Here is a 6,444-nt window from a genome sequence, read left to right on the forward strand (position 1 = left end):
GAGTCGCACCACTGTTATTGCAGTGCCGCTGCAATAACGGATATGGTGGTTCGCATGACGAAGGATCGTGAGAGTGGGCGGCCGCGGGGGGGCGAGGGCCCCGGGCGTATATGGGGCCGTGGCCCCCCCGGGGGGGGCCCCGGGGGAGGGCCGGGGGGGGGGGGGGGGTGGGGGGGGCGTTGGCCGGTCTGTGGGGGGGGCCCCGGGGGCCCCGGGCCGGGATGTTGTGGGCCGAATCCCCGTTGGGGTGCGTCCGGGAAGTGCGGGCGTGGGCCGGACTGTTGTGGCGGTGTGGCGTTGGCGCCGGGGTGTTGCGGAGCGGGGTGGAATCCGCTGCCGGAGTGCGGGTCAGGGCCTCTGCCGCGGTCGGTGTCCGGTGCCGTAGGCATCGCGCCGCCGCGCGGATCCTCGTGCGGGGAGCGAAATTCGGTGGGTTGCGGGTGGTTGGGCGTGCCGTACTGCGGACCTCCCTGCGGCGCAGCGGATTCCGGCATCGGCGGCTGGCCCCAGTCGGTCCGCACCGGCTCCGGGGTCTCGGGCTTGTCCTTGCGCCAGCCCTTGCGGCGCTTCTTGCCGCTGTCGGGCTCGGGCTTGTCGTCGGGCTTGCGCTTCGAGCGCTTCTTCAGGGCCTGTTCGGGAATGAAGTCCTCGTGCGGCAGATTCTGGACCGGAGCCTCATAGCCCGTCTGGGTGACGTCACTCTCCGAAAGCCAGGGCGGCAACATCGGCAGATCGTTATTGCGACTCACTCCTGCACCTCGCTGGCGCTCGGCTCCGTCGTTCCCCGCGGACGCTGTGTCTTCGGTTCACTCGCAAGCTCGCTCACGCCGACACCTCGCCACTCGCCACGTCCACGGTTCGTACGCGCCCGACGTCACCTCGCTCACGCTCGGTCACATCGTGCGTGCCGCGCGCTGCGCCCACGGCTCGCTGGCTGCGCTCGCTCACGAGGCCCCCTGGATCTGCTGGACCGATTACCTGGACAGGCCGTAGTTTACGCGAGCACCAACGGTGGCGATGTACTCGCTACCCCGCATCCGACCGCCCGCCGGTCCACGTCTCGAGTGTCGTCTTCGCCACATCGGGCGGACCGCATTGCCGTGTGGTTGCGAGACCGAGAACATGACCGGATGGCAACTGCAGTCGACGACGGCGGCCGGATGCGCCTGGACGAGCTTCCGGTCCGCCCGATCCACCGGAAGCTGGTCGCCCTGGTGGGCATGGGCCTGTTCTTCGACCTGTACGAGCTGTTCCTCGCGGGGACCATCACCGGTGTGCTGAAGCAGCAGCTGCAGCTGTCGACCTACGAGCTCAGCGGCATCCTCGCCTCGGCCTTCGCCGGTCAGTTCGCCGGCGCGCTGGTGCTCGGCCGCCTGTCGGACGTGTTCGGCCGCCGCCGGATGTTCATGATCAATATCGGCCTCTACGCGGGATTCACGCTGCTGGGCGCGTTCAGCCCGAATGTGTGGTTCCTGATGGCGACGCGGGTGCTGGCGGGCCTGGGCATCGGGGCGGAGATGACCCTGTCCGATACCTATCTGTCGGAGGTGATGCCGCCGCAGGTGCGCGGCCGCATGATCGCCATCGCCTACACGATCGGCTTCTGTGCCGTCCCGGCCGTCGGCTTCCTGGCCCGCTGGCTGGTGCCGCTGGAACCGCTGGGCGTGGACGGCTGGCGCTGGCTGTTCGTGATCGGCGGTCTCGGCGCGGCGCTGGTTTTCGTCGCCCGCCGCCATATGCCGGAATCGCCGCACTGGCTCGCGCGGCAGCGGCATGTCCGCGACGGCGACGCCGCACGGGTGCCCTTCACCGAGATCCTGCGCAGGCCGTTCCGCGGCCGTACGGCCCTGTTCTCCGCGGTGATGATCCTGCAGGTGTTCGGCTACTACGGCTTCGGCACGCTGGCCGTCCTGGCGTTGCAGCACAAGGGCTTCACGGTCGTCAACAGCCTCGGCTACCTGGCGATCACCTATCTCGGCTATCCGCTGGGCTCGCTGCTGGCGATCCCGTTGATCGAGCGAATGGAACGCAAGTACCTGGTGATGGCCTCCACCCTCGCGATGGCGGTGTTCGGCCTGATCTTCGGCTTCGCCACGAGCGTGCCGCTGATCCTGGTCTCCGGCGGCCTGTTCACGCTGGCCAGCAACGTCTTCTCGGACGCGATCCACACCTATCTGCCCGAGTCGTTCCCCACCAGTGTGCGCGGCACGGCCTCGGGCGCCACCTACTCCCTGTCCAAACTCAGCACCGCCGTGCAGCCGTTCCTGCTGCTCCCGCTGCTGGACAGCCGGGGCTCGGGTGCGGTGTTCACGGTGATCACCGTCGCCCTGGTACTAATGGTCGTGATGATCGGAGTGTGGGGGCCGGTCACGGGTCGCAGGCCGTTGGACGCACAGTGACGTCTGCGGACCCCATTTGGCCGGGTCGTATGGGCACAGGTAGCATTGATCGGCGGTGCATCTATCCGCCGGTCGTGCATGTCCGCATGTTGCTTCCGGTGAGTATGGCACCAGGTGGACGCAAGTGCACGACAAACTGCAGTGAGAGCTAGCCGAAGAGCCGGGCCCAGCCAGGGGCCGGCGTAAACGGGATCGCGGAGGATATGGCGAAGAAAGACGGGGCCATCGAGGTCGAGGGTCGAGTTATCGAGCCGCTGCCCAATGCGATGTTCCGGATCGAGCTGGAGAACGGTCACAAGGTTCTCGCGCACATCAGCGGCAAGATGCGCCAGCACTACATCCGCATCCTGCCCGAGGACCGCGTGGTCGTGGAGCTGTCGCCCTACGACCTGTCCCGCGGCCGCATCGTTTACCGCTACAAGTGATCGCGCTCCGCGCGACATAGAGAGACTTCCCCGGTCGATAGGCCGGGGAAAACCTGTGTTCACACCCCTGTGAACCACAACCAGATTGGACGGACGTGAAGGTTCAGCCGAGCGTCAAGAAGATCTGCGAGAAGTGCAAGGTGATCCGCCGTAACGGGCGGGTCATGGTGATCTGCGACAACCTGCGCCACAAGCAGCGTCAGGGCTGAAGGATCGGACGACAGATCACGGTAGAGCACGAACGCAGTTCGGCTTGACTGAAAAGAAGACCTCCCAGCGCCAGTCACCGTCGGCGAGCCCCCGCGGGCGGACGGTGACCAACCCCCGGAACGGAGGCCGGGGCCCCACACGAGGGGACGGACAGGGAGAAGACCTCCGCAACGATTAAGGAATCGCCACATGGCACGTCTGATGGGCGTCGATCTCCCGCGCGAGAAGCGCATGGAGGTCGCACTGACCTACATTTTCGGCGTCGGCCGTACCCGCTCGAAGGAGATCCTGGCAGCCACCGGCGTCAGCCCGGACCTGCGTTCGAAGGATCTCACCGACGACGACGTCACCCGGTTGCGCGACTACATCGAAGCGTCGGAATTCAAGGTCGAGGGTGACCTGCGCCGCGAGGTGCAGGCCGACATCCGCCGCAAGATCGAGATCGGCTGCTACCAGGGCATCCGCCACCGTCGCCACCTGCCGGTGCGCGGCCAGCGGACCAAGACCAATGCGCGCACGCGCAAGGGTCCGAAGAAGACCGTCGCCGGCAAGAAGAAGTAGGGATAACCGATGCCTCCGAAGAGTCGGGCCTCCGGCCCCAAGAAGACCCAGAAGTCGCGTCGCAGGGACAAGAAGAACGTTCCCCACGGCAGCGCGCACATCAAGTCCACGTTCAACAACACGATCGTGACCATCACCGATCCGACCGGCAACGTCATCGCGTGGGCGTCGTCGGGTCACGTCGGCTTCAAGGGTTCGCGCAAGTCGACCCCGTTCGCCGCGCAGCTCGCTGCCGAGAACGCCGCCCGCAAGGCGCAGGAGCACGGCGTCAAGAAGGTCGACGTGTTCGTCAAGGGCCCGGGTTCGGGCCGCGAGACCGCGATCCGCTCGCTGCAGGCCACCGGCCTCGAGGTGGGCACGATCTCCGATGTCACCCCGCAGCCGCACAACGGCTGCCGTCCGCCCAAGCGGCGTCGCGTCTAGCGGGAAAGGAAGGTAGAGCGAAATGGCCCGTTACACCGGACCCATCACCCGCAAGTCGCGTCGTCTGCGCGTCGACCTCGTCGGCGGCGATCAGGCGTTCGAGCGTCGCCCCTACCCGCCGGGCCAGCACGGCCGCGCGCGGATCAAGGAGAGCGAGTACCTGGTTCAGCTGCAGGAGAAGCAGAAGGCCCGCTTCACCTACGGCGTCATGGAGAAGCAGTTCCGCCGCTACTACGAAGAGGCGAACCGTCGCAAGGGTAAGACCGGCGACAACATGCTGCAGCTCCTGGAGTCGCGGCTGGACAACGTCGTGTACCGCGCCGGCCTGGCCCGCACCCGCCGCCAGGCCCGCCAGCTCGTGAGCCACGGCCACCTGCTGGTCAACGGCAAGAAGGTGGACGTCCCCAGCTTCCAGGTCAGCCAGTACGACATCATCGATGTCAAGGAGAAGTCGCTGGCCACGCTGCCGTTCCAGGTGGCGCGCGAGACCCACGGCGACCGCCCGATCCCGGGCTGGCTGCAGGTGGTGCCGAACCGGATGCGGATCCTGGTCCACCAGCTGCCGGAGCGTGCGCAGATCGACGTGCCGATCAACGAACAGCTCATCGTCGAGTACTACTCGAAGTAAGGCTGAGCGTTGCTGTTCCCGCATTCCCGGCACGCTTTTGGCCGGGATCGAGCGGGAAGCCCCAGTTCGTGGGCGTCAAATAGCGGGCGCCCCTGAAGGAGGAGATCCTCATGCTGATTTCACAGCGACCGACGCTGACCGAAGAGGTCTTGGCGGAGAACCGCTCGAAGTTCACCATCGAACCGCTCGAGCCGGGTTTCGGCTACACCCTCGGCAACTCGCTGCGCCGCACCCTGCTCTCGAGCATCCCGGGTGCCGCGGTCACCAGCATCCGCATCGACGGCGTGCTGCACGAGTTCACCACCGTCCCGGGGGTGAAGGAGGATGTCACCGACATCATCCTGAACCTCAAGGGCCTGGTCGTGTCGTCCGAAGAGGACGAGCCGGTCACCATGTACGTGCGCAAGCAGGGCCCGGGCACCGTCACCGCCGGTGACATCGTCCCGCCGGCGGGTGTCACCGTCCACAACCCGGACATGCACATCGCCACCCTGAACGACAAGGGCAAGCTGGAGATCGAGCTCGTGGTCGAGCGCGGTCGCGGCTATGTCCCGGCCGTGCAGAACAAGGCCTCGGGCGCGGAGATCGGCCGGATCCCGGTGGATTCGATCTACTCGCCGGTGCTGAAGGTGACCTACAAGGTCGAGGCGACCCGTGTCGAGCAGCGCACCGACTTCGACCGGCTCATCCTGGATGTCGAGACCAAGAACTCGATCTCCCCGCGGGATGCGCTGGCGTCGGCCGGTAAGACCCTGGTCGAGCTGTTCGGCCTGGCGCGTGAGCTCAACGTGGAGGCCGAGGGCATCGAGATCGGCCCCAGCCCGGCCGAGGCGGACCACATCGCCTCGTTCGCGCTGCCGATCGAGGACCTGGACCTCACCGTGCGGTCGTACAACTGCCTCAAGCGCGAGGGCGTGCACACCGTCGGCGAACTGGTGGCCCGCACCGAGTCGGATCTGCTGGACATCCGCAACTTCGGGCAGAAGTCCATCGACGAGGTGAAGGTCAAGCTGCACTCGCTGGGCCTGTCGCTCAAGGACAGCCCGGCCTCCTTCGATCCGTCGAGCGTCGTCGGCTACGACGCCTCCACCGGAACCTGGAGCGACAGCGGCTCGTTCAGCGACACCGACCACGGCGAGCAGGACTACGCCGAAACCGAACAGCTCTAGGCCGTACGGGCCAAAGCCCGGGGCCTTTCCTAAGGAGAACAACCAATGCCCAAGCCCAAGAAGGGTGCCCGCTTCGGCGGGTCGGCGTCGCACCAGAAGGCGATCTTCGCCAATCTGGCGACGGCGCTTTTTGAGCACGGTCGGATCACGACCACCGAGGCGAAGGCCAAGGCGCTGCGCCCGTACGCCGAGAAGCTTGTCACCAAGGCCAAGGCCGGCTCGCTGGCCGACCGCCGCGAGGTGCTCAAGGTGATCCGCAACAAGGATGTGGTGCACGAGCTCTTCGCGACCATCGGACCGTCGTTCGAGGGCCGCGAGGGTGGTTACACCCGCATCATCAAGACCCTGCCGCGCAAGGGTGACAACGCGCCGATGGCGATCATCGAGCTGGTCCGGGAGAAGACCGTGACCAACGAGGCCGATCGCGCCCGTCGCGTTGCTGCGTCGCAGAAGAAGGTCGAGGAGCCGAAGGCCGAGGCGGAAGAGGCCAAGGCGGAAGAGGCCGAGGCGAAGGCCGAGGAGGCTGCCGAGGCCGAGGCTCCGGCCGAGGACAAGAAGGAAGACTGACGCTCTCGTCGGAATTCCATGAGTGAGGCCCCCCGCCCCCCCCGGGGGGGGGGGGGGGGCGA

Annotated in this window: 8 protein-coding genes; all 8 read left to right on the forward strand. The window is 66.9% G+C overall.

The annotated features are described in order from the left end of the window. Positions 1-1,130 precede the first annotated feature (1,130 nt). The 8 genes from QH290_RS10580 (at position 1,131) to rplQ (ending at position 6,382) form a co-directional block, all read left to right on the forward strand. Positions 1,131-2,399 (forward strand): MFS transporter, encoded by a 1,269-nt coding sequence (locus QH290_RS10580; RefSeq protein WP_280266133.1) that lies wholly within the window; start codon positions 1,131-1,133, stop codon positions 2,397-2,399. A 203-nt stretch (positions 2,400-2,602) separates the two neighbouring features. Then, positions 2,603-2,824: a translation initiation factor IF-1 gene (gene infA, locus QH290_RS10585; RefSeq protein WP_003886926.1), complete on the forward strand. Its 222-nt coding sequence runs from the start codon at positions 2,603-2,605 to the stop codon at positions 2,822-2,824. A 95-nt stretch (positions 2,825-2,919) separates the two neighbouring features. Beyond that, positions 2,920-3,033, forward strand: coding sequence for a 50S ribosomal protein L36 (rpmJ, locus tag QH290_RS10590; RefSeq protein WP_025347279.1), 114 nt, complete (start codon positions 2,920-2,922; stop codon positions 3,031-3,033). Between the two features lie 190 nt (positions 3,034-3,223). After that, the gene (gene rpsM / locus QH290_RS10595; RefSeq protein ID WP_068020671.1) at positions 3,224-3,595 is read left to right on the forward strand and encodes a 30S ribosomal protein S13; all 372 of its coding nucleotides are present in this window, start codon (positions 3,224-3,226) and stop codon (positions 3,593-3,595) included. Between the two features lie 9 nt (positions 3,596-3,604). Beyond that, positions 3,605-4,018, forward strand: coding sequence for a 30S ribosomal protein S11 (rpsK, locus tag QH290_RS10600; protein WP_068020673.1), 414 nt, complete (start codon positions 3,605-3,607; stop codon positions 4,016-4,018). Positions 4,019-4,040: 22 nt separating this feature from the next. Further along, positions 4,041-4,646, forward strand: a complete 606-nt coding sequence (rpsD, locus tag QH290_RS10605) for a 30S ribosomal protein S4 (protein WP_280382711.1) — start codon at positions 4,041-4,043, stop codon at positions 4,644-4,646. Between the two features lie 110 nt (positions 4,647-4,756). Next, entirely contained in the window at positions 4,757-5,815 is a 1,059-nt protein-coding gene (locus QH290_RS10610) for a DNA-directed RNA polymerase subunit alpha (RefSeq protein WP_068020676.1), read from the forward strand. A gap of 45 nt (positions 5,816-5,860) precedes the next feature. Then, the gene (gene rplQ, locus QH290_RS10615) at positions 5,861-6,382 is read left to right on the forward strand and encodes a 50S ribosomal protein L17 (protein ID WP_280382712.1); all 522 of its coding nucleotides are present in this window, start codon (positions 5,861-5,863) and stop codon (positions 6,380-6,382) included. Positions 6,383-6,444 lie beyond the last annotated feature (62 nt).

Origin of the sequence: Nocardia wallacei (assembly GCF_029869545.1) — a bacterium.
GTDB classification, from domain to species: domain Bacteria; phylum Actinomycetota; class Actinomycetes; order Mycobacteriales; family Mycobacteriaceae; genus Nocardia; species Nocardia wallacei_A.

Excerpts from the sequence above, each read along its gene's own strand:
- QH290_RS10580 (WP_280266133.1), top strand. The coding sequence starts at position 1,131 with ATGGCAACTGCAGTCGACGACGGCGGCCGGATGCGCCTGGACGAGCTT.
- infA (WP_003886926.1), top strand. The coding sequence starts at position 2,603 with ATGGCGAAGAAAGACGGGGCCATCGAGGTCGAGGGTCGAGTTATCGAG.
- rpsM (WP_068020671.1), top strand. The coding sequence starts at position 3,224 with ATGGCACGTCTGATGGGCGTCGATCTCCCGCGCGAGAAGCGCATGGAG.
- rpsK (WP_068020673.1), top strand. The coding sequence starts at position 3,605 with ATGCCTCCGAAGAGTCGGGCCTCCGGCCCCAAGAAGACCCAGAAGTCG.
- rpsD (WP_280382711.1), top strand. The coding sequence starts at position 4,041 with ATGGCCCGTTACACCGGACCCATCACCCGCAAGTCGCGTCGTCTGCGC.
- QH290_RS10610 (WP_068020676.1), top strand. The coding sequence starts at position 4,757 with ATGCTGATTTCACAGCGACCGACGCTGACCGAAGAGGTCTTGGCGGAG.
- rplQ (WP_280382712.1), top strand. The coding sequence starts at position 5,861 with ATGCCCAAGCCCAAGAAGGGTGCCCGCTTCGGCGGGTCGGCGTCGCAC.